Origin of the sequence: Pseudomonas sp. SD17-1 (genome assembly GCF_029201585.1) — a bacterium.
GTDB lineage: Bacteria > Pseudomonadota > Gammaproteobacteria > Pseudomonadales > Pseudomonadaceae > Aquipseudomonas > Aquipseudomonas palmensis.
The window spans coordinates 2,472,563-2,498,663 of record NZ_CP104044.1 but is presented as its reverse complement, the minus strand read 5'-3'; the positions used below and the strand labels follow the sequence as shown (position 1 = coordinate 2,498,663).

Annotated in this window: 18 protein-coding genes and 1 pseudogene; 8 read left to right on the top strand and 11 right to left on the bottom strand. The window is 64.7% G+C overall.

What is annotated here, in order from left to right:
• Positions 1-6: 6 nt before the first annotated feature.
• The 4 genes from N0B28_RS11355 to N0B28_RS11340 form a co-directional block, all read right to left on the bottom strand.
• On the bottom strand, positions 7-2,268 hold the full coding sequence (locus tag N0B28_RS11355; RefSeq protein ID WP_253086942.1) for an ATP-dependent DNA helicase: 2,262 nt from the start codon (positions 2,266-2,268) through the stop codon (positions 7-9).
• The gene (locus tag N0B28_RS11350) at positions 2,265-3,917 is read right to left on the bottom strand and encodes a VRR-NUC domain-containing protein (RefSeq protein ID WP_058540292.1); all 1,653 of its coding nucleotides are present in this window, start codon (positions 3,915-3,917) and stop codon (positions 2,265-2,267) included. Before N0B28_RS11350 ends, N0B28_RS11355 begins: the two co-directional genes overlap by 4 nt.
• A 71-nt stretch (positions 3,918-3,988) precedes the next feature.
• Positions 3,989-5,398 carry a hypothetical protein gene (locus N0B28_RS11345; protein ID WP_143516651.1) on the bottom strand — a complete coding sequence of 470 codons (1,410 nt, stop codon included), beginning with the start codon at positions 5,396-5,398 and terminating at the stop codon, positions 3,989-3,991.
• Positions 5,399-5,944: 546 nt separating this feature from the next.
• On the bottom strand, positions 5,945-6,967 hold the full coding sequence (locus N0B28_RS11340; RefSeq protein WP_275731840.1) for a zinc-dependent alcohol dehydrogenase family protein: 1,023 nt from the start codon (positions 6,965-6,967) through the stop codon (positions 5,945-5,947).
• 198 nt (positions 6,968-7,165) lie between these two features.
• On the opposite strand from N0B28_RS11340, the gene N0B28_RS11335 reads away from it, so the two are divergent.
• The 8 genes from N0B28_RS11335 to N0B28_RS11300 all read left to right on the top strand — a co-directional run bounded on the left by N0B28_RS11335 (position 7,166) and on the right by N0B28_RS11300 (position 18,545).
• Positions 7,166-8,080 (top strand): LysR family transcriptional regulator, encoded by a 915-nt coding sequence (locus tag N0B28_RS11335; protein WP_043863986.1) that lies wholly within the window; start codon positions 7,166-7,168, stop codon positions 8,078-8,080.
• A gap of 167 nt (positions 8,081-8,247) precedes the next feature.
• A complete protein-coding gene (locus tag N0B28_RS11330; RefSeq protein WP_043863996.1) occupies positions 8,248-9,120 on the top strand; it encodes a transcriptional regulator in 873 nt (290 codons plus the stop codon).
• A gap of 17 nt (positions 9,121-9,137) precedes the next feature.
• Entirely contained in the window at positions 9,138-10,718 is a 1,581-nt protein-coding gene (locus N0B28_RS11325) for a hypothetical protein (protein ID WP_100632663.1), read from the top strand.
• Positions 10,719-10,723: 5 nt separating this feature from the next.
• The gene (locus tag N0B28_RS11320) at positions 10,724-15,043 is read left to right on the top strand and encodes an AAA family ATPase (protein ID WP_275731837.1); all 4,320 of its coding nucleotides are present in this window, start codon (positions 10,724-10,726) and stop codon (positions 15,041-15,043) included.
• Positions 15,044-15,212: 169 nt separating this feature from the next.
• Positions 15,213-15,383 (top strand): hypothetical protein, encoded by a 171-nt coding sequence (locus N0B28_RS11315; protein WP_157811395.1) that lies wholly within the window; start codon positions 15,213-15,215, stop codon positions 15,381-15,383.
• A 20-nt stretch (positions 15,384-15,403) separates the two neighbouring features.
• Positions 15,404-16,624 carry a hypothetical protein gene (locus N0B28_RS11310; RefSeq protein ID WP_157811394.1) on the top strand — a complete coding sequence of 407 codons (1,221 nt, stop codon included), beginning with the start codon at positions 15,404-15,406 and terminating at the stop codon, positions 16,622-16,624.
• A gap of 11 nt (positions 16,625-16,635) precedes the next feature.
• Complete coding sequence (locus tag N0B28_RS11305) at positions 16,636-17,526, top strand: cupin domain-containing protein (protein WP_043864000.1); 891 nt, start codon at positions 16,636-16,638, stop codon at positions 17,524-17,526.
• Positions 17,523-18,545, top strand: a complete 1,023-nt coding sequence (locus N0B28_RS11300; RefSeq protein WP_275731834.1) for a radical SAM protein — start codon at positions 17,523-17,525, stop codon at positions 18,543-18,545. Before N0B28_RS11305 ends, N0B28_RS11300 begins: the two co-directional genes overlap by 4 nt.
• A 45-nt stretch (positions 18,546-18,590) precedes the next feature.
• On the opposite strand, the gene N0B28_RS11295 is transcribed toward N0B28_RS11300, so the two are convergent.
• From N0B28_RS11295 to N0B28_RS11265, 7 genes and pseudogenes are all read right to left on the bottom strand, one after another.
• Complete coding sequence (locus N0B28_RS11295) at positions 18,591-20,051, bottom strand: aldehyde dehydrogenase family protein (protein WP_275731832.1); 1,461 nt, start codon at positions 20,049-20,051, stop codon at positions 18,591-18,593.
• A 21-nt stretch (positions 20,052-20,072) separates the two neighbouring features.
• Positions 20,073-21,254: an aminotransferase class I/II-fold pyridoxal phosphate-dependent enzyme gene (locus N0B28_RS11290; protein WP_043864003.1), complete on the bottom strand. Its 1,182-nt coding sequence runs from the start codon at positions 21,252-21,254 to the stop codon at positions 20,073-20,075.
• 44 nt (positions 21,255-21,298) lie between these two features.
• On the bottom strand, positions 21,299-21,988 hold the full coding sequence (locus N0B28_RS11285; RefSeq protein WP_043864004.1) for an ABC transporter permease subunit: 690 nt from the start codon (positions 21,986-21,988) through the stop codon (positions 21,299-21,301).
• 10 nt (positions 21,989-21,998) lie between these two features.
• The gene (locus N0B28_RS11280; RefSeq protein ID WP_043864005.1) at positions 21,999-22,712 is read right to left on the bottom strand and encodes an ABC transporter permease subunit; all 714 of its coding nucleotides are present in this window, start codon (positions 22,710-22,712) and stop codon (positions 21,999-22,001) included.
• A gap of 36 nt (positions 22,713-22,748) precedes the next feature.
• Positions 22,749-23,525 (bottom strand): transporter substrate-binding domain-containing protein, encoded by a 777-nt coding sequence (locus tag N0B28_RS11275; RefSeq protein ID WP_054914377.1) that lies wholly within the window; start codon positions 23,523-23,525, stop codon positions 22,749-22,751.
• 80 nt (positions 23,526-23,605) lie between these two features.
• A pseudogene (locus N0B28_RS11270) lies at positions 23,606-24,370 on the bottom strand (ATP-binding cassette domain-containing protein); the annotation flags it as partial.
• 88 nt (positions 24,371-24,458) lie between these two features.
• On the bottom strand, positions 24,459-26,060 hold the full coding sequence (locus N0B28_RS11265) for a 5-guanidino-2-oxopentanoate decarboxylase (RefSeq protein WP_275731828.1): 1,602 nt from the start codon (positions 26,058-26,060) through the stop codon (positions 24,459-24,461).
• Positions 26,061-26,101: the final 41 nt, after the last annotated feature.

Genomic DNA, 26,101 nt, shown 5'->3' with positions numbered 1-26,101 from the left:
CCGCGACTATTTGTACTGCGGTGCCCACCAGCCGGGAAACATCCGCTGCACCCGGGGCTCGGCAAAACGGTCGTCGATCAGCATGACCACACCGCGATCTTCAGTGCCACGTATCACCCGCCCGGCCGCCTGGATCACCTTCTGCACGCCGGGGTACAGGTAGGTGTAGTCGAAGCCCGCGTCGAACAGAGCGCCCATGCGCAGCTTGAGCTGTTCGTTCACCGGGTTGACCTGGGGCAGCCCCAGGGTGGCAACGAAGGCGCCGATCAGCCGGGTGCCCGGCAGGTCGACCCCTTCGCCGAACGCCCCGCCCAGCACGGCGAAGCCCACGCCCTGCCCGTCTTCGACAAAGCGTTCGAGAAAGCCCTTGCGCTGCGCCTCGTCCATGCCGGGCGACTGCGACCATTGCACGATGTGCGGGTAGCGCTCGGCCAGCAGCCGCGCCACCTGCTGCTGGTAGTCGAAGCTGCTGAAGAACGCCAGGTAGTTGCCCGGCTGGAGGCGGTACTGCTCGGCGATCAGTTCCACGATCGGCGCCAGTGACGCCTGCCGGTGCTGGAAACGCGTCGACACGCTGCTGATCACGCGCACCTGCAACTGCTCGGCGGCAAACGGCGAGGCCACATCCAGCCACGCGGTGTCGGCCGGCAGGCCGAGCAGGTCGGCGTAGTAGTGGCGTGGGCTGAGGGTGGCGGAAAACAGCGTGACGCTGCGCGCAGCGGCCATGCGCGGGCCGATCAGCGGCGCGGGCACCACGTTGCGCAGGCACAGGGTGGACAGGCTGCGCCGGCCCGGGCCGTCGCGCTTGCTGATATCGAACACGAAATGCTCGTCGAACACCTCACACAGGCGCAGGAACTGCGAAGCCTGAAAGAAGAGCTGCAACAGCGGCCCTTCGACGCCGGCAGGCTGCTGGTTCATGCTGTCCTGCACATGGCTGACAAAACGCTGCAGCGCCTTGAGAAAGGCCTCGGGCAACTGGCCGGTGGCGCGGTAGGGAACGTCCTGGTCCTTGTGCACGGCGTTCCAGGCCCGGTCAAGGCGCTGCAAGGCGTTGGCCATGCCTGCCGGGGGATCACGCCGCAGGGCCTTCAATTGCCATTGATCGAGGCTCACGCTGTACATCTGGCGTGCACGCTCCACCAGGTTGTGCGCCTCGTCCACCAGCACCGCCACCCGCCACTGGTCGAGCTGGGCCAGGCCGAACAGCAAGGCGCTCTGGTCGAAGTAGTAGTTGTAGTCGCCCACCAGCACATCCACCCAGCGCGCCATCTCCTGCCCCAGGTAGTACGGGCACACCTGGTGCGCCAGGGCTACCTCGCGCAGGCGGGCCTGGTCCAGCACCGGCTGCTGCGCGGCGGCCTGGCGGGCGGCGGGCAAGCGATCGTAGAAGCCCTTGGCCAAAGGGCAGGCTTCGCCGTGGCAGGCGGTGCCGGGAAACTCGCAGGCCTTTTCCCGTGCCACCAGTTCCAGGCTACGCAGGGCCAGCTCGGGGCTGGCGTGCATGACCCGCTGCACGGCCTCCAGCGCCAGCGCCCGCCCCGGCGTCTTGGCGGTCAGGAACAGCACCTTGTCCAGTTGCTGCGGCACCATCGCCTTGAGCAACGGGAACAGCGTGCCCAGCGTCTTGCCGATGCCGGTGGTGGCCTGGGCCATCAGGCAGCGGCCGGTGCTTACCGCCTTGTACACGGTCTCGGCCAGCTCGCGCTGCCCGGTACGAAAGCTGGCGTGGGGGAACGCGAGCGCCTGCAGGCCGCTGTTGCGCAAGGCCTGGCGTTGCATCTGCTGCTGGGCCCAGCGCAGGAACAGCGTGCACTGGGCGATGAAGAACTGCTCGAGTTCGGCGGCGGTATGGCGGGCCTCCACCAGGGTTTCGCGGTCGCTGTCCACGTCCAGGTACACCAGCGCCAGGTTCACCTCGGCCAGTTCTCGCTGCTGGCACAGCAGCCAGCCATACACCCTGGCCTGTGCCCAGTGCAGTTGGCGGTGGTTGTCGGGCTGGCTGGCCAGGTCGCCGCGGTAGGTCTTGATCTCTTCCAGGCGGTTGAGCGCCGGGTTGTAGCCGTCGGCGCGCCCGCGTACCTGCAACTGCTCGAACTGCCCCTCCAGCGCCACCTCCGACTCATAGCCCCGACCCCGGCGCGTAACCACCGTGCGGTGGCCGGTGATGCCCTCCTGGGCCGAGGGCGACGGGGTGAAGCGCAGGTCCAGGTCACCGACCTTGGCGGTGAACTCGCACAGCGCACGCACCGCTACCTTGTAGCTCATGCTGCCGGCTGTGCCCACTGCACGTGGCACACCTCGACGGGCAGGCCGTGCTCGGTGCAGAAGGCGATCCAGCGCAGCTGGTTGTCCTGCAGGCGATCGCCCGGGCCCTTCACTTCGATCATGCGGTAGCGCCGTTGCCCGGGCCAGAACTGGATCAGGTCGGGCATGCCGGCGCGGTTGGCCTGGATATCCTCCAGCAGGCGCTCGAAGCAGCGCTTGAGGTGCGCCGCCGGCAGGCAGTCCAGGGCCTGCTGCAACAGCGTGGCATCCAGCAGCTCCCAGTACACGAAGGGTGATTGCAGGCCGTGCTTGGCCTGGTAGTTGGCCAGGATGGTGTGGCGGTAGCGCTCATCGTCCAGCTGCCCCAGGCAGGCGGCAAAATGCTCGGCGCGGCGCGCCTGGAAGCCGGCGTCGTGCAGGTCCAGCGGGCCGCTCTGGAACGGGTGGAAGAACGCGCCGGGCACGGGCGCGAAGATGGCTTCCCAGCACAGCAGCCCGAACAGGCTGTTGAACAGGGTGTTCTCGACGTAGTGCACCGGCCCGTCATCGGCCGCCAGGTGCACCTGCACCGCCTGCTCCACGCCAAGCGTCGACAGATCGACAGGCAGGCACAGGTCCAGCCGGCTGATCGCTGCCGGGGCGCGCCGACGCTGTGGCGGGCCGCCCAGCTTGCGCTGCAGGCGGGGCACGATGCGCGCCAGCGCCTGGACCTCCAGCGCGTTGGCCGGTTTGGCGCCCACTACGCTGGCAAGCTCCAGGGCGGCGGCATGATCGGCGCTGCGCTCCAGCACGCGGATATGCCGGATACGTGCCTGGGGGTGGTTGCTGCGGGGGTAGATGTTCAGGGCCTGGGCCCAGTCGCCGCTGCGCTCGCAATGCTGGCCAAGCTGGAACAGCAACCTGGCGCGGCGCCGTTCCAGCCACGGGTTGCTCGGCTGCAGGCCGTCCAGCAGTGCCAGCACCTGCTCGACCGGCTGCCCGGCCTCGAGCTGCTCGGCACAGGTGTGCAGGGCCAGGCACAGGTCGATATCGGCGCGCTCGCGCAGCGCCCGGGAATCCTCGCCGAACGCGACCTGCTCGTAGCGCAGCAGGCCAAGGTCGGCGAGCACGAACTCCGACCAGTCCTGGTGCAGGTTGCCGAAAAACAGCAGGCGCAGACGATCGCACAGCGCCTGCAGGTGCAGCACGTACACCGGTTCGTCGAATTCGGGCCACCACTGACGCAGGGGCCTGGCCTCGGCATACAGCGCCGACAACTGTTCGAGCAGTTCGCCCTTGGCAGCCCGCGGGCGCTCCAGCACGTCGGCGAAACAGCGGGCGATTTCGTCCTTGCGCAGCAACTGGAACAGGTGGTCCAGGCCCAGGCTCGGCTGGTCGTCGAGCCAGCCCAGCGCCACCAGCGGCGCGGCGGCAGGCTCGATTGCGCCGATTTCTAGGTAGGTCAGCTTGCTGGCGCGAAACATCACGCCCTTGCGCATCACCATGCGTACCAGCAGGGCCTGGGAGGCCTGGCCCAGCGTCGCGAACTGTTGAATGAAGGCGTGTTCGTGTTCATCGAGCAGGTCGGCGTAGCGCAGTTGCACCCAGGCCAGTACCTGCTGAAAGTTGCACAGGTAATAGAACGGGTCGGCGACGGAATGGGCGATCACGGAGCGGGTAACCAGCAGAAGGAATCCACTGGTTATACATACAGACAGGCGGGCTTGGCAACCTCAGCGGATCAATGGCGCAACCGGCCCGGATCGCTATCCCGGGCCCGCGCCAGCAGCGAACGTCCACCGGCGGCCGCTTCACTTTCGCGCTGGTAGAGCATCTGCAGCGTGCTCAGGGACAAGCCGCTGATCTCCTCCAGCCATTGCACCATGGGCTGTGGCGAGGGTACGCCCTTGAGTGCCTTGTGCAGGTAGGGCAGCGCCGCCTGCATGCCGGGGTGCCGCGCCTGTACGAAGCGCTCCAGGTTGCGCCCGCGGTCGACGAAGGGCGCGAACAGCAGGCAGGCCAGCTGTTCTTCGTTCAGGTTGTAGCCCTGCAGGGCGAAGTTGTCCGCCAGGCGGCGGCGCTGGCCGTGGCGCTCGCGGTCTTGCCAGGTTTCCATGGCCAGTGCCTGCAGCGCCGCCGGCACCGGTTTGCGCCGCAGCTGGGCCTTGACCTGCTGCAGGTGCTCGGCAATGCCCAGCGCATAGTCCTGCCCCTGCACCCACTGCGCGCGCAGCCCGGCAAGGTGTGCCATCAGCAACGGGTTGGCACAGGCCGACTGGCTGAAACCCAGGGCCAGCTCGTCATAGCGAAACCTGAGAAATTCGAGCAGCAGCACGCTCTGCCCCTGCTGGCTGTCCTGCAGCAGGTCGGCGATGTCGATGAAGCGCGGGATACGGCGGGGGCCCGGGACCTGCCGAAGGGGCTCGGCTGGCAGGCCCAGCACCTCGTTGAGGTAGATGCGGCGCAGTTGGCCAAGGCCCTGCAACAGGGCGCCAGGGTGTGAGTGGGCCGGCCTTGCACTGCTCAACCCGGCCTCGCGCATCATGCGGCGGCCCCACGCCAGGTAGCGTTTGCGCTCGGGCATCGGGTCGGCGTTGATCAATGCGTCCACCCCGCCCTCCCAGCCCATGCCCTGGCGGTAGAGTTCGGCCAGCGCCAGGTAGAAGCGATTGCAGAACATCGGCCGCACCTGGCCGGCGGTCAGGTGCCCGGCAACCAGGGTGTCGAAGCGCTCGACCTGCTGCTGACGCGGCGACAGCGGCTTGAGTGCATCGAAGTGCTGGAGGCCGCCGTCGTCCAGCACCAGCAGCTCGACCCGCAGGTCGTCATGCAGCACCAGCGCCGAATAGCCACGCTCGATGTTCTCGATCACCGCCGTCGACATGCCCACATGGCGGGCGGTGACCACGCGCAGCTCGAAGGTGGCCGGCGCACGCGCCGCAATGCTCAACTGCGCGGCGCGCAGAAACGCCAGGGCGAAGGAGCTGTCCTTGCCGCCGCCATGGGCCAGCATCACCTTGAAGTCGCCTATGCGCTCGATCCCGCCGGCGGCCACCAGCATGCGCTGGATAAGCAATTGCAGCGACGCGCGCTGGCCCTGGGTAAGGCACTCGAGCAGTCGCTGCAGGACCTGCTGGTAAATGTGAGTCATGGCTTGATCGTGGAGGGTACTCATGGTGTATACCTGATTCGATAACGACTGCCGTCAGCCGGAAGTTACCCGATGCGGGTAACAGGACATCGTTGCGTAACAACGGCAAAGTGAATTAAAAAAAGAATGATGGTCTTAGGATGTTTCTTACAACTTCCTACGATTATTCCGACTCAGGTCGAAACAGCATCGCCCGATGACCACCCTTGCCCCGGACAGCGCCCCCCGGCGCGTTGCGTGCGAGGGCCCCACCTCCATGAACAGTACAGCTGGCACACCATATCTCGCTCCTTGAGATGATTGATGGTTGGATGAACAGCGCCGCCTTAGGCACGACAGTGCCCGACGCCCATAGGAAACAGCAGCCCTTCCACGCGAAGATGTAATTTTACGGACACCGGAAAGTCTTTATTCCCACGCCCACAACATAACGCAAGCGCCGTACTTAGTCCGCACAAGTTAAATAGGAAACATCTGAAACTTTAATAAGAAATTTCCACAAAAAAGCCCGAGACTCGGCTCGGGCTTGGCGTGTCGCGCAGCCTGTCAGGCGTCAGGCAGCACCAGTACCACGCGGCCTCCACACGGGCACTCGTCCATGTGGCGGTGTGCGGCGACGACCTCGTCGAACGGGTAGGCCTTGATGATGTGTGGCAATACCTGGCGGTCGGCGGTGAACTGGTTGATATCGCGCAGTGCGCGCTGCAGCGCCAACTGGTCCTGGGTGATGCCCAGCTCCGGCTTGCCGGTGAAGTTGCTCACGCAGTGCACGAAGAACTGGATGTTCTTCTGGAACGCCGCACAGGCCGGGAACGGCGTCTGGTTGCCGCCCTGCAGGCCGTACAGCACCAGGCTGCCGCGTGGCGCCAGCACATCGCCCAGCAACGACATCTGCGGGCCACCCAGGCCATCGAGCACCATGTCCACGCCGCGGTTGTCGGTGTACTTGTTGATCTGCATGAGCAGGTCCTGCTCTTCGGTCACGATGACCTTCTCTGCCCCCAGCTTGAGCAGGTTGTCGCGCTCGGCGCTGTCCTTGGTGGCGGCGATCACCTTCAGGCCCAGGGCCTTGCCCAGCTGCACGAAGGCCGGCCCGGCACAGTGGCTGGCGTCGGTGACCAGGGCGGTCTGCCCGGCCTTGGCCCGCGCCAGGTCGACATAGGCGAAATAGGCGATCAGCAGCGGCGTGTAGTGCACGCTGGCCTCGATCGGGCTGAGGATATCGGGGTAGCGGGTCAGTGCGTTGCGCGGCAGCACGATGACCTCGCCATACACCGGGTGCTCGTTGGGGCTGGTGGCCGGAAAGCTGGCGACCTTGTCGCCGATGGCCAGGTCGTCGACGCCGGCGCCGAGGGCGGTCACCACACCGGCCATTTCGTGGCCGATGCCGGCTGGCAGGCGCGCATGGGACGGCGCCAGGTTCTGCCGCCACAGCACGTCGTACCAGCTGATGCCGATAGCCTGCACCCGCACCTGTACTTCACCGGCAGCCGGTTGCGGCGTGGCCACGTCCTCGCACTTGAGCACCTCGGCCTGGCCGAATTTGTGAAAACGGATCATGCGGGACATCGCAAACCTCGCCTAGTGAACCTCTAATACCCGCAACTCTATCGGGGCTATAGCGGTTAGACCATCAGTGGCCATTAATAGTCAACATGCCTGTCATTGATTGGTGATAGCGCCTGCTGCGCAATTTATGCGGTGCAGGGTACCGTCTTTGCCCTTAAGATTCACCCCTGCCCCGACCAGACCTATGAAGCGAAGCCGATGAACCGTAACGACTTGCGTCGCGTCGACCTGAACCTGCTGATCGTGTTCGAGACCTTGATGCACGAGCGCAGCGTCACCCGCGCCGCGGAAAAACTGTTCCTCGGCCAGCCGGCCATCAGTGCGGCGCTGTCGCGCCTGCGCAGCCTGTTCGACGACCCGCTGTTCGTGCGTACCGGGCGCAGCATGGAGCCCTCGGCGCGGGCGGTGGAGATCTTCGCCCTGCTCTCCCCCGCGCTGGACTCCATCTCCACGGCGGTAAGCCGCGCTGCCGACTTCGACCCGGCCACCAGCACGGCGGTGTTTCGCATCGGCCTCTCCGACGACGCCGAGTTCGCCTTGCTGCCGCAACTGCTCAAACGTGTGCGCGCCGAGGCGCCGGGCATCGTGCTGGTGGTGCGCCGGGTCAACTACCTGCTGATGCCCTCGCTGCTGGCGTCGGGTGAAATCTCGGTGGGCGTGAGCTGGACCAGCGACCTGCCGGCCAACGCCAAGCGCAAGGTGCTGCGCCGCAGCAGGCCCAAGGTGCTGCGTGCCGACAGCAAGCCGGGCAGCCTCAGCCTGGATGAATTCTGCGCACGCCCGCATGCCCTGGTGTCGTTTGCCGGCGACCTGAGCGGGTTCATGGACGAGATCCTCGAGAAGCTGGGGCGCAAGCGCCATGTGGTGCTGGCCGTGCCGCAGTTCAACGGCCTGGGCAGCCTGCTGACTGGCACCGACATCCTCGCCACGGTGCCGGACTACACCGCCGAGCAGTTGACCGCCGCCGGCGGCCTGCGCGCCGAAGACCCGCCGCTGGAGGTGCAGAGCTTCGAGCTGCATATGGCGTGGCGCGGGTCGCAGGACAATGATCCGGGGGAGCGGTGGTTGCGGTCGCGGATTCAGATGTTCTTCGGCGACCCTGACAGCCTCTGACAGACCAGCCTCCCAGCACACCCCGCAAAACATGGCCCCAAGCCACCATTCAGGTTATTGTCGACATTTTTCCCGGCAGAGGCGCTCTAATCGTGTCAGTGCCACTGACACAGCCTGTCAGTCGTCCTCGCTAGAGTCGCCGCCAAGCCCATCGACAAGGACCCGCCATGGCGGCCACCGATCACGACACCCTGGCCCTGCGCCTGGCCGATACCCTGCGGTTGCTGCAAAGCGGCGAGCGCCCTACCCGCCTGCAACTGGCCGAGCGCTTCGGGGTCAGCGAGCGCACCATCTACCGTGACCTCAACCGTCTGGGCGATGTGATCGAGCCCGGCGCCAACGGGGTCTACCAACTGGCCCGCCATCACCGCAGCAGCCTGTCCCCCGCCGACCTGCAGACCTTCGCCCGCATCAGCGGTGTCGAGCAACTGTTCCCGGCCAACGACCGACGCTCCTGGCTGGACCTGCTAAAACCCGGCCCCACCAGCTTCCTGGTACGCGACGGGCATTTCGCCGCCCAACGCCCGGACAGCTGCGACTTCCGCGAGCTGGGACGGGCGATCGAGCAACAGCGCCGCTGCCAGCTGAACTACACCGGCAAGCAACGCCGAATCGAGCCCTACAGGCTGATCCACAACAAGGGCATCTGGTACCTGGCCGCCACCGAAGACGGTCGCCTCAAGAGCTTCGCCTTCGCCCGTATCGATGCCTTGCAGGTGCTGGACGAATCCTTTGTTGCCGACCCGGCCACCCAGGCGCAGATCGAGAGCGACGATGACATCTGGTTCGGCGAAGACCGCCTCGAGGTCACCGTCCAGGTCGCCGCCAGCAACGCCTACTACTTTCTTCGGCGCAACGTGCTGCCGCACCAGCAACTGATCGAGCAGCAGGCCGACGGTCGCCTGCTGCTGCGCTGCCGGGTCAATCACCCGAACCAGCTGCTGCCGATCATCCGCTACTGGATCCCCCATGTACGCATTCTCGAGCCCGCCTGGTTGCAGCAGCAACTGCGCGACGAGCTCACCGACTACTTGCACTGAACAGCAGGACGACTGACATGACCGAAATGGAAAAGCCCCTGGGCGACGACTACAACCGGGACGACAGCATCGACTTCGAGCAGGTCAATCAGGATCAGGCCCGCTACCTCGAGGCCGAGCTGTTCGACGGCGACAGCAGCAACGGCGAGAAGACCACGGCGGTGGTCGCCTCCTTCGTCGACTCGTGCAACGCGCGGGGTGAAAAGCCGCTGGACCAATGGCTGAGCGACGAGTTTCGCAAGTACCCGCATCTGTGGAGCAACGAAGAGGAACTGCTGAGCACCAGCCAGCAGGTGATCGCCTCCACCGTGGCCTTCAACCAGTCCCGCGAATCGCTGCACGCGCACATGGACAAGGGCCGCAGCAAGGCCTCGTGGCTGGCCGGCGAAATCGAGAAGAACGCGGGCCTCTCCGGCTCGGTACACGTGGGTCAGTACGCCGGACACATCGACAAGGCGCTGGCCGATGCCACGACCAACGCACGGGACATGGTCACCACGCTCAAGGGTGACATCAACCGCAGCCCGCACCTCAACGGCCTGATTGCCGAGCAGCACCACGTCGACACGTTCAACATCGACGCCGTCAGCAAGGGCAGCCCTTACCGCGCCCGCGTGGTGGGCTCCCAGGAAGCGAACTCGGTGGACATCGAGATCGTCGACGGCAACGGCAATGTGGTCGGCAAGTACCAGGCCAAGTACGGCGCCGATGCCGACGCCACCAAAGAGCTGCTCAACCGCGGCGACTACGAAGGGCAGAAACCGCTGGTACCCGAAGGCCAAGGTGCGGACGTGCCCGACAGCGCGGAGGTGATCGAAGCCGATGGCGTGAAATCCCGCCCGCTGTCAAAGGAAGAAGCCCGCAAGCTGCAGGAAAAGGCCCAGCAGGAAGCCGAGTCGCGCCAGTACGACTGGAACGACACCAACCGCGCCACCATCGCCCGCCAGATCGGCAAGCAGGCAGTCATGGGCGCATGCATCGCAGTGGGCATGCAGGGCACGCGGATTCTGGCGCGGCGCTTCTGGAACCGGTTGAACGGCCGGGAAAACCCCAGCAGCCAGGACGACCTCAAGGAATTCTTCGAGAGCTCGCTGCGCGCCGGCACCAACACCGCTGCGCAAGTGGCGGTTTCCGGTGCCGTGGTGGTGGCAGTGAAAAACGGCTGGCTCGGCGCGGCGCTGCGCAACACCCCGGCCGGGCTGATCACCAACATCGCGTGCGTCGGTCTGCAGAACGCCAAGGTCCTCTACAAGTTCGGCAAGGGCGAGCTGACCGGCGAAGAGGCCATCGACGCCATCGGCAACACCACGGTAACCACCACCATGGCCATCGCTGGTGCAACCAAGGGCGCAGCGCTGGGTGCAGCGCTGGGTACGGTGTTCGGCCCGGCAGGTACCGCCATTGGGGGTTTTGTCGGTGGCGTGGCCGGTGGTATCGCCGGCGGGCAGATCGGCGAAGTGGTGTACGAAGCCGGCAAGTCGGTCGCCAGGACGGCTACCCGGGTCGCGGCCGTGGTGCTCGAAGGCACAGGCCGTGCACTCGAATCGGTGGGCAGCGGTCTGCGTAACCTCGCCTCCAGCCTCTTGTCCCTGTGGTGACTGCCATGAACCTGCTCGAACTCAAGGACAAGATCAAATCCCATCTGGTCGCCGGCTATCCCGGGCTGTACATCCACTCCGGCGAAGAAGCCAGGGTCGATACCATGCTGCAGGATGTCGCGAGCCAGTTGGGCCTGCACCCCAAGGAATGGAACCTGGGTTATGGCTGGGTGGACTTCGTCAACAAGCAGCCACGGGGCAGCCAGGGGCCTAGGACAGACCTGGCCGAAAGCCTGCCATCACTGCTGGACGACGACCTGGACCACAAGCTGTTCATCATCAAGGACGCCCGCAGCGCGCTGGAAAACCAGCCGCTGGCGGTGGCTCGGCTCAAGCAGTTGCTCAACCGTATCCAGCGCCATCATCGCGGCACGTCGGCGGTGGTACTGGTCTCGGAGACCCTGCACATTCCGTCGCAGATCGAAGCGCAGATCACCCTGCTGCCCCTGCCGCTGCCCCGGGGCGAGGAAATCACCAGCCAGCTCGAGGCGGTGTGCCAGCAGCTTGACCTGCTGGTACCCGAGGGCCTGCGTCAGCGCCTGCACGCAGCGTGCAGCGGCCTGAACCAGGAAGAGATCCGCTCGGCACTGGCGATGGTCCGCCAGCACCACGAGCAGATCAACGATGCCGCCCTGGTACTGATCCAGCATGAAAAAGAGCAGATCATCGCCAAAAGCGGCGTGCTGGAAATGCTGCGGGTCAACGAGAACGCCACCGACATCGGCGGCCTGGAAAACCTCAAGACCTGGCTGGGCCGCCGCGCACAGATCTTCCGTCGCCTCGGCGAAGCACGTGACGCGCGGGTGCAGGCGCCCAAGGGCGTGCTTATCGCCGGCATGCCCGGCTGCGGCAAGTCGCTAACGGCCAAGGCCGCCGCCGGCCTGTTCCAGTTGCCGCTGCTGCGCCTGGACATCGGCTCGCTGCTGGGCAAGTACGTCGGGGAAAGTGAGCACAACATGCGCCGAGCCCTGAGCATGGCCGAGTCGGTCAGCCCGTGCATCCTGTGGATCGACGAGCTGGAGAAAGCCTTCGTCGGCCTGACCAGCGGCAGCGGCTCCGAAGTCTCGTCGCGGCTGTTCGGCTACTTCCTGACCTGGATGCAGGAGAAGACCGGCGCAGTGTTCGTCATCGCCACCGCCAACAACATCGCTACCCTGCCGCCGGAACTGTTGCGCAAGGGCCGCTTCGACGAAGTGTTCTATGTGGGCTTTCCGAATGCGGTCGAACGCGGCGCGATTCTCGATATCCACCTCAAGGGTGAGACGGTGCAGCTCGAACCCGCGCAGCGCAGCAAGCTGGTGACCCAGTGCCGCGACTACGCCGGGGCGGACATCCAGAACGCCATCAACGAAGCACGCGAAACCGCCTTTCTGGACGGTCGCCCGCTGAAATTCGAAGACCTCGAAGCCGCCATCGACCTGACCGTGCCGCTGCGTGAAACCCTGCGCGATCAGGTGGCCAAGTACGAAGAGCTGTTCGAGAAGTTCAAGCTCAAGCCAGCTTCAGCCAGCGACGGCCTGAGCGTGGCGCAGATGATTCAGATGGCCGAAAACCACAATGCGCTGCGCCGCGAGGAAGTCGCCCGGCATGAGGACTGCCCTGACGACCTGCTGGAGAGGCTGGTCGGCGACACCGACGCCAAGGTTCGCACCGCGGCCTACGGCAACCCCAACTGCCCGGAAAAGCTGCTGACGCTGCGGATCAACATCGAAGAAGGCCAACCCGGCTTCGATCGCGCCCTGCTGCACCTCGCCTGCCTGCATGCCCACGCGCCGCATGACCTGATAGCGGCGCAGTTCGAACGCCTCGAGCTGGACGCCGAGCAACGCCGTCAGTTGGCGAAAAGAACCGACGACGAATCGTTGCAGCAACGTCTGCTGGCGGATCAGGAGCCGCTGGTTCGCAGGGCACTGGCGACCAACAAGGCCGTGAGCAAGGTCGTGCAACAACAGTTGGCCAAGGACACAGCCGTTACCGTGCGCGAGCACCTGATCGGCAACGACAACCTGCATCCCGAGGTACAGGAACAACTGGCCCGCGATCCTTCCTTCGAGGTACGCGAGCGCCTGGCTCGGCGTGACGAACTGAGCGAAACCGTGCAGCTGCTGCTGACCCGCGATGAAGACCAGGATGTACTCGAAGCGCTGGCCCGCCGCGCAGGCGCGACCGCCCTCCCCGACGCGGTACAACTGGAGCTGGTCAAATGCGACCCTGATGTGCGCGAGGCCCTGGCACGCAACGACAACCTGGGTGCCCCTGCCCAGTTGCTGCTGGCTCGGGACCCAAGCCTGCAGGTACGGCGCATTCTTGCCGACCACCCGAACCTCACCAGCGCCGCCCTGCAATGCCTGACCACAGACGTAGAAGAGGTACAGGCCAGCCTGGCTGGCAACACCAACCTGGGGTCCGCCTTGTTGCAGATGGGCCTGAGCCAGCATGAATCGGAGGACGTGCGTCGCGCTCTGGCAGGCAACAGCGCGCTCAATGTCGAGGTGCAGGCGCGGCTGCTGAAGGACCCCGAGCCCAACGTGCGCGAGGCGCTGGCAGGCAACGACCACCTGGCCGAGCAGATCCTCGAGGCACTGATGTACGATGAGCAGGACGATGTGCGCGAGCGTCTGGTGCGCTGGCGCGACACGGTACAGCCAAGCGTGCAGCGCCATCTGGCAGCAGACCCAAGCACCGACGTCCGCAGATGCCTGGCACGCGTAGCAGACCTGCTGGATGACGTGCAGCAGCAACTGGCCGGTGACCTGCCCGAGATCCAGCAGGAACTGGCGGAAAACGCCGCCCTCGGCACTGACATCCAGCAGCGCCTGCTGGAACGAGGCGATGCGCAGACCCTGTGTGCGCTGGCGGGCAATCAGGCCGTGACAGCACCGCTGCAAGCCCGGCTGGCCGATGACAGCAACATCGATGTACGAACCCGCCTGGCAAGCAACCCGGCGCTGGCCGGGCCGGTCGCCGACAAGCTGATCGGCGACGTGGAAGCGGTGCAACGCGCCCTGGCCGGCAACCGCCACCTGAGCGAGGCACAGTGTCTGCGTCTGTACAAGATCGGCAGCGAGCACGTCCGCCAAACCCTGGCAGCAAACACGGCCATCGGTGAAACCCTGATGACCCTGATCTGCCAGACGAAAACAGCAGCGCCAACCGAGGCCAGTGATTCGGTAGGAAGGGCCATCGGCATGATCTTCTCTGGTTACATGGGCGCGCAACAATCGCCCGTGAGCGGGCAGGAGCAGCCTCCAGGCAAGGAAAAGCTGGTGCTGGCTGCGCAAGGCAAGCTGCCTGCTCATCTGCAGGCCGACCTGTTGGCCGAAGGCGCACAGGCGCAACCCCTGCTCGAAGCGCTGGCCGATAACTCGACGCTGACCAGGCCCGTGCAAGAGGCCCTGGCGGCGCACAAGAGCGCCAAGGTCAGAGCTCGACTGGCCGCCAACAAGGCCGTCGACAGCGACATTCTGCGTCAGTTGCTGCGCGACCCCGAACCCGACGTGCGCATCGCACTGCTGCGCGACTGGTGGATGGATCGCGACATGGAACTGGAGCTGGCACAGGACAAGAATGTCAACGTGCGCTTCGCCGTGGCCGCCAATCAACACGTCGGCACAGCCGCACAACTGCTGCTGGCCAACGACCCGGACGAGTCCGTGCGTGCGCGCCTGATAGAACGTGACAGCCACTTCATGTTCACCCTGCATTCGCGGGCCCAGGAGATCCTGGCACAAGACGTCGAACAGGACATCCGCGAATCGCTGGCTACCTACCCCAAGCTCAAACCATCGGCGCAACTGGTGTTGGCCAAGGACGACGAGATCTGCGTGCGCATCGCACTGGCCAGGGGCAACAAGGACTGGAATGGAGGTGACCTGTGCGAGGAAGCACAACTGCAGCTGTTGCGCGACGAGGAAAGCAGCGTGCATCTGGCGCTGGCTGAAAACCGCCGGCTGTCTCCCGCAACCCAGGCGCTGCTGGCCCAGAACGCGCTGGCAAGCGTGAGGCTCAAACTGGTGGAGTCATCCAGCTACATGAATCAGCTCACCCCAGAGGCGCAGCGGATCCTGGCCAGGGACAAGGACAGCAAGGTCCGCCAGGAACTGGCAAACAGGCTGTTTGGCCTGCTGGCCATGCCCAGTGAAGAAGACGTGCAGTTGACCCTGGCCAGCGACCCGGACACAGAGGTCAGGCTGGCGATCCTGGTTTCCCTGCGCTACAACAGCACCCGCGTAAGCGATGCAGTCAGGGCGCGGTTGATCGAAGGGCTGGACCACGACACCCGCCAGACCGTGGAAGAGATGCTCGACAGCTGCGAGGAAGATTGAGCCCTCCCCGAGTGGCATCTTCCGAGCAACCTATTCGCGCAGGTTGCCGCTATGTTGCAACCTGCGCAAACGAACTTTCCGCTCGACAGGCCCCTCTGTTGCCAACGGAAAGTATTACCCCTAGCATCGTGCGGTTAAACCCCGCCCAATCCGATAAAGGACACTCGTGATGCAATCGAAAACAGTTGAACTTCAATCCCCGGCACTGGACTCGATGACCGAAATCAAGCGCCCGGCACTGAAATTGAGCGAGCTGGATCCTGGTACCCTCAGTGACTTCGAGGCCATGTTCGGCCTGTGGAAAGAAGCGGATCACTGCGACAAGGAACTGCGCGACTGACGCCAAGGGCGGTGGCGGCAATGACAATGTCAGTTGATTTGCAGATCGTTTCAGGCTTGTCGTCGGCCGCCGCTTTGCCCGGCGTCCTCGGGGCGCATCTTGAAGCCCTTGGACATCCTGTGCACCAGCGTATCGATACACTCGATACCGGCGCTGCTGGATGTGCAAGGCACCCGGACACACCCTCTACTGCAGCCATCGTGCTGGTGCTTCCCATCCTGGGCGATAACGACCTGTCGGACGAACACCTGCTGAGCCTGCGGCACTGGCGCGATACCCGGAGCTTGGCGGGCCGACGCATTTTTGTCACCCTCAAGGGCGATCGTCATGTATCGGATGAATTCGTATCCCCACACCACCCCATCCACATCAAGTTGCGCAAGCTGTTCTATTTTCTCGGTGGGTTGAAGATTCTGCCCATCAAGCTGGACAGCGACACGCCGGCACGCATTGCATCGCTCATCGCCGCAGAACTGCAAGCAGGCAGCACAGCCCCCTGCAAAGCGTGGGACCATCTGGCGCAGCTCACCGGCAGGCCCCCCATGTGGGCCCCCGACCGCAAGCTGCTCGACTTCGATGACGAAGAGAATGGGTCGAGCCTGCTACTCGAGACTCCCCGAGCGCGGTTGAACGATATCTTTCACGCCATCCGGGCATTGACCCCCCGCACACTCAAGCTCAATCGGGCACGGTTGTGCGACAGCGATATGACCCGGCTGCCTGCCATCCCCAGCGTGCTGGCGGCAGAGCTGGGCAGCAACTGCATGAGCCTGCAGAGCGCGTCCACGGTGTTTCCCGGCTGCAAATGGCTCGGCCTGGGGGCGAACAGCTTGCAGACTCTGGACCTCACCGCTGCACCCCCCGGGCTCGATACCCTGCTGGTGTACAAGAACAGTCTGCGGGAGCTGCGATGGCCCGCCACTGCTGGGTGTCGCCTCAAGCACCTGAGCCTCTATCGCAACAGGTTTCGACATATCGACTGGCCGGTCGATCAGCTGGACATCGAGCGGCTCAACCTGGGAGCCAACCCTGTCGAGGCACTGCCCGAGCAGTTGGCCCAGGCCCGTCATCTGCGCTGTCTGGGCATTGCCCGCACTCACATACGCCGCCTGCCGGACTGGCTGTTCGAGCTGCCCGCGCTGGTGGAAATCGATATCAGTCATATCGAAGACCAATTGCCGCCCGCGCAACTTGGCAAGTTGATCGATTCAGGTATCACGCTCATAAACAAGCCCAGGTAGAGCCCTGCCCCATGACCCTATTCAACTTCATCTTCGAACACATCAGCCAGCAGCAGTTTCTGGATGAATACTTCGATCGCGCTGCGTTGCACATCAAGGGCAGCCCGCAGAAATTTTCCAGCCTGTTGGATATGCAGGCCTTCAACCAGATTCTCAACAGCAACACCTTGCTGTACCCGAAGGTGCGCATCACCAACCACAACAACACCATTCACAAATACGATCTGATCGATGATGTGGATCGCTATGCAAACAACCAGAACAACACGCTGAACAAGAAAAAGATGCTGCACGCGATTGCCCGCGGCGGCACGCTGGTTTTCGACAACATCCAGCAACACAGTGCGCGACTGGAGAATTTCACCGATACGCTCGCCTCGGAACTCAATACGCGCATCGGCATGAACGGCTACTACACCGCCGCCAACCAGCGAGGCGTCAATCCTCACTTCGACAGGCACGATGTACTGGTGCTGCAGATCCACGGCAGCAAACGCTGGTACTACCGCGACGAACAGCATGTGTTGTCAAAGGCCATCCGTCATCAGCGCGTTCCTGCAATCGATGCGGCTGCCACCGGCTGGTCTTCGGTGCTGCTCGAACAGGGCGATGTCTTCTATTGCCCTCGCGGCCTCTGGCACTTCACTCGTACCGAAGCCCGGCACTCGGCGCACCTGGCTGTGGGGCTGTACCCACTGACCTTGAGGGAGTGGCTGGTGCGCCAGGAGCAGGATGAGAACTTCGCCACACTGCTGGAAACCTACGTGCGCCAACCGTTCCAACCTTCGACCTCGCCCATCCAACAGGTGCCGGTGCAGGCCCTGGTCGATCACCTGAGCGCCACCTCGCAGGCAGACTTCGACCTCGACCTGCACGCACGGCCCTATCTCGAGCTTGAATGATGGAACAGTTCTATTTCGTACTGACCGAACGCTGCAACCTGGCCTGCAGCCACTGTATCCGCGACTCTTCGCCTTATCGCGACGAAACCGCCGAGAAGGCGATGATCCTCGACACGCTGTCGCAGATCCGCCAGGACCATGCGCATAGCCTGGTGCTGCTCACGGGCGGAGAGCCCACGCTGCATCGCCATTTCGACAGCATTCTGCGGCACAGCCTTGCGCTCGGACTGCAGACCAAGATCAACAGCAACGGCGTGACGTCGTTCTACAAGCAGAACATCCTGGAGCAATGGGCCGGGCAGCCGTCACTCTCGGTACAGATATCCCTGGATGGCACAGAAGCCGAACATGACCTGGTGCGTGGGGCCGGCACCTACAGGCGCGCGCTGCGCACACTCGCCAGGCTGCGGGCACAAGGCATTTCGTGCAGTGTGTCGGCGACCGTCATCGACCTCGATTTTTTCGCGCGCATCGAACAGTTCATTCAACCGCTGGATGACCTTGAACTGACCCATATCGCAATCAAGCGGGCAACTTACGCAGGGCGCGCCTCATCAGGCATGGAGGTCTGCAGCCAGGCCTGGAACCAGCATGTCTATGCGCTGCGCAAGCAGCCCTACAAAACGCGCATCCTGGCGTTTCCAATGTACGACTTCAGTCGGCTGCAAGCGCTGGGTGACGACGCCATCGCCGAACTTGGCCGAACCATCACCACAAAAAACTGCGGTGCTGCGACGGCGAAGGTCTATATCTACCCCAATGGCGACGTGTGCTCCTGCACCTGCTTCAAGGCCCACCCCATGGGCAACCTGTACCAACAACCGCTATCGGCCATTCTTGCCCAGCCACTGCAGATCAAGGTGGAGCATCCCACCTGTCAGGGCTGCCGCTACTTTGCCGTATGCAACGGTGGCTGCCTGGGTAGCGGCTACCAGCATACCGGCGAGCTGGGAGAGCCCGACCCCCGGTGTCCGCAGATCCAGGCAGCACGTGGTGCAATACCGGCATTCAACATCTGATGCCAGAGGTGATGCTTGCGCTGGGTGTGTTGCGGCCAGCGCCAATCAACCAGCACTCACCACATGCTTCAACTCCTGAAACGCTGCCAGCCCCCAGGGGCCGAGCTCGCGCCCGATGCTGCTCTGCTTGTACCCACCCCAGGCGGTCTGCGGGAAGATCACCTGAGGCGCATTGATCCAGACCATGCCGGCCTGCAAGGCATCCGCTACCCGGTTGGCCGCAACTCGGTCGCGGCCGACCACCGTGGCCACCAGGCCAAAATCACCCTGGTTGGCCAGCGCAATGGCCTCGGCTTCGGTGCCGAAACGGCGGATGCAGATCACCGGGCCGAAGATCTCCTCGTTCCACAAGCTGCTGTCCAGCGCCACGTCGGTGAACACCGTCGGCGCAACGTAGAACCCCTGCGCCAAGCCCTGCGGGCGCCCACCGCCGCACTCGAGCCGGGCGCCCGAAGCCAGCCCGCGCGCGATGTGCGCCAGCACACGCTCGTACTGGGCACGGTTGACCAGCGCACCCATCTGCACCCCGTCGACAAAGGGGTCGCCAACGGTGATCGCCTGGGCGCGGGCCCTGACCTTTGCCACGAAGGCGTCCGCCAGGTGCTCGGCGACCAGCACCCGGCTGGTGGCCGAGCACATCTGGCCAGCGTTGTAGAAGCCGCCGCCACAGGTCAGCTCGACCGCCAGTTCCAGGTCGGCGTCCTCCAGCACGATGAGCGAGGACTTGCCGCCCAGCTCCAGGCTGACACCCTTCACCGTCTCTGCCGCACGCTGCATCACCTGAACCCCCACCGCGTTGCTGCCGGTGAAAGAGATCTTGGCCACCTGCGAGTGCGCCGACAAGGGTGCGCCCACGGCCAGGCCGGTACCGCACACGATGTTCAACACGCCCGCCGGCAGGCCCGCCTCGAGAATGATCCGCGCCAGTGCAAGCTCCGGCAACGGCGTGACCTCCGATGGCTTGAGCACCACCGTGCACCCCGCAGCCAGGGCCGGCGCCAGTTTCCAGGCCGTGGTGACCATGGGGAAGTTCCACGGCACGATCAGCGCAACCACGCCACACGGCTCGCGGCGCAAGCGCGCGGCATAGTCGCTGACAGGCAGCTCCACATCGCGGTCCTGTGCAGCGTCAAGGCCCTGGGCCAGGTCGGCGTAATAGTCAAAGGTGGCTATCACGTCGTCCACGTCCAGCCCCGCTTCGGCCAATGGCTTGCCGTTGTTGCGCGATTGCAGCGTCATCAGGGCTTGGCGGTTCTGCTGTATGCCCCGGGCAATGCGGCGCAACACCCGGGCACGCAACGCGCCAGTGCTGGTTGACCACTGCGCGAATGCAGCAGCGGCGCTTTGCACGGCAAGCTCGACGGTTTCAGCGTTGCCCCCGCCTACTGTGGCGATCAGCGCCTCGGTGGAGGGGTTGATGACCTCGAGCAGCGGGCCGTCGGCGAGCCATTGCTCGCCGATCAGCACGCCGGCGAGCACTTCGGATGAACATTCAGGAGGGAGCATCGTCATTCCTTCGCAAGCGGCTCAGAGGCCGGCCTGCAGCTTCTCGATGAACTGGCGGATCCGCTGGCAGGCGTCCAGCAGGTCCTTGTCGGCGACGGTGAACGACACCCGCACGAAGCCCGCGCAACTGGCGCCAAAGGCCTGGGCATCGAGCACCGAGACGCCGGTCTCGCGGAACAGCGCCCAGGCAAAATCGACGCCCGACAGGCCCGTGGCACGAATGTCCAGCAGCATGAACATGCCCGCCTCGGGCACCTTGCCCTTGATCAGCGGCACCCCGTCCAGCTCCCGGGCGATCAGGTCACGGCGGCGGGTGTAGAGTTCGCGGGCCGAGGCGACGATCTCATCGTCCAGCTCGATGGCCTTGAGCGCGGCTTCCTGAACAAAGCCCGGCAGACCGTAGAGCATGCACAGCAGCAGGTTGTCCAGGTGCTGGACAAGGCTCGTGGGCGCCACCACCCAGCCGACCCGCCAGCCGGTCATCGCGTGGGATTTGGACAGGCTGTTGAGCACCACCGTGCGCTCGGCCATGCCCTCCAGGCTGGCGATGCTGATGTGCGGCGCGTCGTAGGTCAGCTGGCAGTAGACCTCGTCCGAGATCACCCACAGGTCGTGACGCCGGGCCACCTGCGCCACCGCCTCCAGCTCCTCGCGGGTGTAGACGTTGCCGGTGGGGTTGTTCGGCGTGGCCAGGGCGATGCCACGGGTGTTGGGGGTCAGTGCGGCTTCAAGCGCCTGGGCCGTGAGGCGAAAATCCTTCTCGGCAGGCTGCTCGATGCACACCAGCCGCGCACCGGATGCCTGCACGCTGGCAGCGTAGGTCAGGTACATCGGCTCGGGCACCAGCACGTCATCGCCGCTTTCGAACAGACACATGGCTGCGGCGTACAGGCCGTTCTGCGCACCGGCCACCAGCGCGACGTTCTCGGCGGCCACCGGTATGCCCAGCAGCTTGCGCTGCTTGGCCGCGATGGCTTCGCGCAGCTTTTCCCGGCCCACTACCGGGGTGTAGTGGGTATCGCCGGCCTTCAGGGCCTGGATCGCGGCCTCGCAGATCGCATCGTCCGTCGCGAAATCGGGGTCGCCGATGCTGAGGATGATCGCGTTCTCGCCCCTCTCCTGCGCCTGGCAGGCAGCATAGTGAATGTCCCATGCGGCTACGCTCTCGCCGCTGATGCGTTGAACCAGAGATGAATACTTCATTTGAATTCCTTGTGGCGTGCAGACCGACGCCAATACGTTAGCCACTAGACTCGACGCTGCGAGGTGGTGCCCATCAACTTGAAGCTCTTTTCGATGATCAGGGCCAGGACGATGTAGGTGATCGCCACCAACAGCAGCGGCTCATAGACCCGCAGGGTCTGCGAACGCACGATGTTGGCGGCGCCGAGCAGGTCGGTAACCGCGACGGTGGAGGCCAGCGCCGTGGATTTGAGCAGCATCACGCTCTCCCCCGCCAGGGTCGGCCTGACCATCTGCAATGCCCGCGGCAACCAGACCCTGCGCAGGATCTGCCCGCGGCGCATGCCATAGGCGCGTGCCGCTTCAAGCTCGCCCCTGGGTACGGCGCGCAGGCCACTGCGCAGCACTTCGCCCACATACGCCCCCACGCTCAAGGTCAGTGCAAGGGCCACATACCAGAACCCTTCGCGCAGGTAGGGCCACAACACCCCGCCCCTGATCAGCGGGTAGCTGGCCAGCACGCTGCCGACGCCGTAATACAGGATGTAGATCTGCACCAGCAGCGGCGTACCGCGAATCACGCTGCTGACAAACCTGCAGGCGTTGGCCAGCACAACGCTGTTGGACAGGCGCCCCAGGGCCATCGCGATAGCCAGTACAAACCCGAAGCCTGCCGAGATGAGCAGCAACTGCACGGTCAGGCCGGCACCGCGCAGCAGTTCACTGGAAAAATCATTCAGCCAAGTCAAATCCATGATCGTCCCCTTATACGTTCCTGGGCATCCAGCGTTCGAAGCCGGCCTCGAACTTGCGGAACACCATGCTGGAAACCAGGGTGATGACGTAATAGAACGCCGCGACCACCAGGTAGAACAGCAGGTAGTGCTTGGTGCTGGCCGCCGCCTGACGCCCGGCGGTCAGCAGTTCGCTGTAGCCCACCACGCTGATCAGCGCACTTTCCTTGACCAGCACCAGCCACAGGTTCGACAGGCCCGCGATGGCGAACGGCAACATGCACGGCAGGATGATCCGGCTCAACAGCTTTGCCCGCGACATGCCGTAGGCCCTGCCGGCCTCCACCAGCCCCGCAGGAATGGCCTCGACGGCGCCGCGAATCACCTCACCCGAGTAGGCGCCCTGGACAATCCCCAGCACCACGACCGCAGCCAGAAAACCGTTGATCTCGACACTGGGCCGGCCCATCGCGGCCATCGCCAGGTTCAGCAGGTCGGTGCCTGCGTAGTACAGCAGCAGGATCAGCAGCAGTTCCGGCACGGCGCGGTACAGCGTGGTGTAGCAGTTGGCACAGGCGACCATCCAGCGTGGCCCCCTGAGCTTGATCAACGCGACGAGCAGGCCGATGCACAGGCCCAGCGCGAAGGCCCCCAGGGAGATACCCAGGGTTTTCACCGCGCCCTGGGCCAGGGTTTGAATCCAGCCCTCGGCGAACAGCAGATTGGACATTTCAGAAATGGTCATACAGGCACCCGATCACCCGCGCAGGTTTCAACCGCCTCATTGGGCGGCTGTGACACTGGATTTGAAGTAGCGCGCACCAATGGCGTCGTAGGTGCCGTCTTCACGCACGGCCTTGAGCGCCTGGTTCAGCTTCTCGCGCAGGGCATCGTCGCCCTTGCGCACCGCCGCGCCGATGCCCTTGCCGAACAGCGGGTCGGCCGGCGCAATGCCCTTGCCGGCCAGCATCGCGTTGTCGGGCAGTGCCAGCATCGGCTCCACCGAGATCTTGTCGGCCAGCATGATGTCGATGCGGCCGCTGCGCAGGTCGGCCAGCAGGTCGTCCTGGTCGTTGTAGTAGCGGATGGTCGAGCCTTTGCCGAAGTACTCCTTGACGTAGGCCGAATGGCTGGTCGAGCCCTGCACGCCGATGATCTTGCCCTTGAGCCCTTCCGGGGTGGGCGTCAGTTCCAGGGCGGCATCCCCGACCCACAGCGCCGGCGTCTCGATGTACGGGTCGCTGAAGTCCACCACCTGCTCGCGTTCGGGGGTGATGGACATCGAGTTCATGATGACGTCCACCTGCTTGGAGCGCAGCGCCGGAATCAGGCCGTCCCAGGCCATTCCCTTGAGCGAGCACTCGGCCTGCATGCGCTTGCACACTTCGCTGATCAGGTCAGGCTCGAAACCGCTCCACGCACCATTGCTGTTTCTGAAGGAAAACGGCGGGTAGGGTTCCTGGGAAATCGCGAACACCACCTTGTCCTGGGCGTGAGCGACATTGATCGCCCCGGCCAGCAGGAGCGAGTGCACGACAGCAACGAGTGTCTTTTTCATTTAACAGTCCTTATGCAGCTATTGTTTGGTTTTTGGCAGCGGACAATGCAGGGGCACGCCCCCGCGGATGAATAGTGTTGTTATGAGCGATTGTTCTGCGCCATCACGAACTGGCGGCACCGCTCGCTGTGCGGGTCGAGCATTACCTGTTGCGGTGGGCCCTGCTCTTCGATCTGGCCCTGGTGCAGGTACACGACCTGGGTGGAGACATCGCGCGCGAACGCCATCTCGTGGGTCACCAGGATCATCGTGCGGCCCTCCTGCGCGATGTCGCGGATCACCTTCAACACGTCGCCCACCAGCTCCGGGTCCAGCGCCGAGGTAGGTTCGTCGAACAGCATCACCTTGGGCCGTACCGCCAGTGCCCGCGCGATGGCGACCCGTTGCTGCTGGCCACCGGACAGAAACGAGGGGTAGTCGTGGCGCTTGTGGGCCAGCCCGACCTTCTCCAGCAACTGCTCGGCATGCGCGATCGCGTCCTGGCGCTTCTCACCCAGTACATGCACCGGGGCCTCGATCACGTTCTCCAGCACGGTGCGATGCGGCCACAGGTTGAAGTTCTGGAACACCATGCTCAGGGTCGCACGCAGCCGCTCGACCTGGCGCAGGTCGGCGATCTCGCGCACCCCGCCACGCCCCTGCCTGAACCTGACTTCCTCGTCGTTCACGCGCAGGCTGCCGGCGTTGGGAATCTCCAGCAGGTTGATGCAGCGCAGCAAGGTGCTCTTGCCCGAGCCGCTGGAACCGATCAGGGACACCACGTCCCCCTCATGGGCACGCAGGGAGATCCCTTTGAGGACGTGATGGTCGCCGTAGCTCTTGTGCAGGTCATCGATGGCGACGACGGGGGTCGACTGCATGCTTGGCAGCCCTTTTTCGTGGATCATGCTTCGATGTCCCATTGTTGTTGATCAACCCGACCGGACAGCCCCGTCAGGCAGGCAGAAAGTCCGAGGCGTTCAGTTCGATGACGTGCGGCTCGCCGCTCTCCAGGCCTTGCAGCAGATCGCGCAACCCGTCCAGGCTGCCGGCGGTGTGGCACTGCACATGACAGGAGCGTGCGAAGGCCGCGAAGTCCGGCGTGAGGATGTCCACGCCCAGGGGCGCAATGTCGCGCGCCGTCATGTAGTCGCGAATTTCGCCGTAGCACTGGTTGTTCCACAGCACCAGGATGACCCCGATGCCGTGCTCGCGCGCCGCGATCAGTTCGGCGCTCGAGAACTGCAAACCACCATCGCCCACCAGCGCCACCACGGCACGTTCAGGCAGGGCAACCTTGGCACCGATGGCCGCCGGCAGGCCGTAGCCCAGCGTTCCGTACCCGGTACCGGCGTTGAACCAGGTGCACGGGGCCGGTGCGCGATAGCCCAGCGCGCCCTGGTACACCGGCTGCGTCGAATCGCCAACCAGGATCGGCGCCGGCAGGCTGTCGCGCAGCGTATCCAGCAGCGCCTGCATGGCCTGCTGCCTGCCGGTCCAGCTGCCGCGCTCGGCGGCATTGACCCGCGGCACGTTCAACGCGGCCCAGTCACTGTCTGCGGCCGCCCCGGGCAGCGCTGCGATCAGGGCCTGCAGCCCCAACCGTGCGTCGCCAAGCAGCCCGACGGCTGCGCGTTGCACGCCCAGGATCTGCATCGGGTCGATGTCCAGGCGAATCACCGGCACCTGCAGGGCCAGTGGCCCGAGGCCGAAGAAGTCGTAGTCGGTTTCGCCCAGCTCGGTGCCCACCGCCAGCACCACATCCGCCTGGGCAAAGAGTGCACGGCCATGGGCGGACGATTGCACGCCATCGAGCAGCAGCGGGTGCGCAGGCGGCAGGATGCCGCGTGCATTGGTGGTCAGCGCAACGGGGGCCTGGAGACGCTCGGCCAGTGCCCGCAGTGCATCACTGGCACCGCGCGCGCCGCCGCCGGCGAGAATCAGCGGCCGCCGTGCCGCGCCCAGCAGGGCGGCGGCCTGCTGTACGGCCGCCTCGGCAGGCGCGCTGGCCAGCGGCAATGCGCGAGGGCTCAGGTCCAGGCCATCGGCCGGCATTTCCAGCACATCCAGCGGGATCTCGATATGAACCGGGCGCGGCCGGGCGCAACCGAACAGCGCGAAGGCACGGGCAATCACCTCCGGCAGTTCCTGCGGGCGCTGCAGGGTATGGCTGAAGGCGCACACACCGGCCACCATCGCGCGCTGGTCAGGCAGTTCGTGCAGGTAACCGTGCCCCAGCCGCTGGTGCTCGCGACGGCTGGTGGTGGAAATCACCAGCATCGGCACCGAGTCGGCGTAGGCCTGGCCCATGGCGGTCAGAATGTTGGTCATGCCGGGGCCTGTGATGATGAAGCACACCCCCGGCTTGCCACTGGCTCGGGCATAGCCGTCCGCCATGAACCCTGCGCCCTGCTCGTGGCGAGGGCTGACATGGCGAAGCCGGCTACCGTGCAATCCGCGATACAACTCAACAGTGTGCACGCCCGGAATACCGAACACGGTGTCCACACCATAACCTTCAAGCAGTTTGACGAGCGCCTGAGCACAACTAGTCATTGGGTCTTCTCCTGTTATTTTTACCAGACCGCCGAGGCATT